Source organism: Salipiger sp. PrR007, assembly GCF_010499845.1.
Taxonomy (GTDB): Bacteria; Pseudomonadota; Alphaproteobacteria; order Rhodobacterales; family Rhodobacteraceae; genus Salipiger; species Salipiger pacificus_A.
In genome coordinates this window covers 1-2,304 of sequence record NZ_JAAGOZ010000080.1, presented here as the reverse complement: position 1 = coordinate 2,304, position 2,304 = coordinate 1, and the positions used below count along the sequence as shown (strand labels likewise).

Below are 2,304 nucleotides of genomic sequence, written 5' to 3'. Positions count from 1 at the left end.
GTGTAACCGCCGGACGTAATCTCCCCGAAACCGCCGTTTGAATTTTCCCCAGACGAGAGCGTCAGGGCCAATTCCGAACTTCATCTATTCGGAATTGGCTCTGTCGCGGGACACAGGCCTGATGCTCCGAACGGAGAACGACAGGGGCAGGCAGGTGAAGGGACTGAGGGAGATTGTCTTGATCCAGGATTTGAAGAACCAGGGTCTCAGCATCACCGCGATCGCGCGGAAGGTTGGCTGCGACCGGAAGACGGTGCGGAAATATCTCGAGCTGGGGCTGGAAGCTCCGGTTTATGGGCCGCGGCAGCCACGGGCCCGAGTGATCGAACCCTATGAGCGCTATCTCCAGGAACGCGTTCAGGCCTTTCCCGATCTCAGCGGTGCACGGCTTCTGCGCGAGATCCGGGAACTGGGTTATGAGGGCGCCTACACCGCGGTGACGGACTTCCTGCGCGAGGTGCGCCCGACGCGGCACACCCCGTTCGAGCGGCGGTTCGAGACCCCACCCGGCAAGCAGGCCCAGGTCGACTTCGCGGAGTTCACGGTGGAGTTCACCGACGAGCCGGGCGTGGTTCGCAAGGTCTGGTTGTTCTCGCTGGTGCTGGGGCACAGCCGCTGGCTCTGGGGCCGGTTCGTCGCCAGCCAGAACCTGCAATCGGTGCTGCGCTGCCATATCGCGGCCTTCGCAGCGCTCGGCGGCGTGCCGGAGGAGATCCTCTATGACCGGATGAAGACAGCGGTAATCGGCGAAGACAAGGCCGGAGTGGTCACCTATAACGCCGCACTGGTCGCGTTGTTGAACCACTACGGCGCGGTGCCGCGGGCTTGCCAGCCGTATCGGGCCAAGACCAAGGGCAAGGTCGAGCGACCCTTCCGCTACATCCGGCAGGACTTCTTCCTGGCTCGCACATTCCGCAACATCGACGATCTCAACACCCAGTTCGAGGCCTGGCGGACCGAGGTCGCCAATTCCCGGGTTCATGCCACGACCCGACGCGTAGTGGACGCGGCCTTCGCCGACGAGCAGCCAAGCCTGAAGCCGCTCCCGGCGATCCCTTACAGCGCCGTGCTGACGGTCGAGCGGCGGGTGAGCAAGGAGGGGATGATCTCGGTCGGCGGCAACTTCTATTCCGTGCCCGACACCACCCGCCGCCGGACACTCGAGGTCCAGCATCACGCCGAAGAGCTTCGGATCTTCGAGGACGGGCAGCTAATTGCGCGCCACCCGATCTTGGAAGGCAAGGCTCGGCGTCGTATTGACCCCGCTCATCGCAAGGCGCCGCCGAGGAGACCCGCTCCACCGCCGTCATCGCAAGGGCTTCGGCGCCCGCTCGACTTCTATGATGCGGTAGGCCGACGCCTGGCCGCTGCGGGGTCGCAATCATGAGCGATCTTCTGGACCGCATCCGCGGCGCCCTCGTCGGCCTGAAGATGCCGCGTGCGCTGGAGGCGCTCGATCACACGGTGCGGCAGCTCGAGGCGGGCGAGATCACCGCGATCGAAGCGATCGACGGGCTTCTTAGCGAGGAGTACGCCACCCGCGAGACGCGCCGGATCGACGTCGCGCTACGCACGGCCAAGCTGCTGCCGGTCAAGACGCTCGAAGGCTTCGACTTCCGCTTCCAGCCTTCGCTCGATCGGGAGCGGATCGCGGCACTGGCCCAGCTCGACTTCATCCGGCGCGCCGAGGTCGTTCACTTCCTCGGGCCGCCGGGCACCGGCAAGAGCCATCTCGCCACCGCTCTCGGCGTCGCGGCCGTCAAGGCCGGGCGAAGTGTATATCGCGCCACCCTCGCGGAGCTGATCGCCGCGTTGAACCAGGCCGAACGCGAGGGACGACTGGCTGAGAAAATCCGGTTCTATGCCCGGGCTGCGCTGCTCATCGTCGACGAGATCGGCTATCTGCCGATCACCACCGGCGGTGCCAACCTGTTCTTCCAACTCGTCAACGCCCGATACGAAAAGGGCGCCATGATCCTGACCTCCAACCGTGGCTTCGCCGAATGGGGCGAGGTGTTCGGCGATCCGGTCGTCGCGACAGCCCTGCTGGATCGCCTCCTGCATCATGCGGTCGTTATCCAGATCGAAGGGGCCAGCTATCGGCTACGCGCCCATGCCGATCTCATTCCAGAGCATGTCAGGGCAAACGCACCCATCGCTCCGCCGCCACCCCCCAAGCGTCGCGGGCGTCCTCCAAAGCATCACAACGGAGGCGCCGATCACTGAAGCCGGCTGATCGCCGCGACCGCCGTAGTGGGGAATTTTACTTCGGCGCTTTTGGGGAAAATTAAGACGGCGTTGACA

The 2,304-nt window shown here is 64.8% G+C and carries 2 protein-coding genes; both read left to right on the top strand.

The features are described 5' to 3' along the window. Positions 1-154: 154 nt before the first annotated feature. Complete coding sequence (istA, locus tag G0Q01_RS23485) at positions 155-1,387, top strand: IS21 family transposase (RefSeq protein ID WP_164213916.1); 1,233 nt, start codon at positions 155-157, stop codon at positions 1,385-1,387. Next, positions 1,384-2,226: an IS21-like element helper ATPase IstB gene (gene istB / locus G0Q01_RS23480; RefSeq protein ID WP_164213915.1), complete on the top strand. Its 843-nt coding sequence runs from the start codon at positions 1,384-1,386 to the stop codon at positions 2,224-2,226. Before istA ends, istB begins: the two co-directional genes overlap by 4 nt. Positions 2,227-2,304: the final 78 nt, after the last annotated feature.

Bases quoted from the DNA above. Each gene is read 5' to 3' on its own strand.
- istB (WP_164213915.1), top strand. From the start codon at position 1,384: ATGAGCGATCTTCTGGACCGCATCCGCGGCGCCCTCGTCGGCCTGAAG.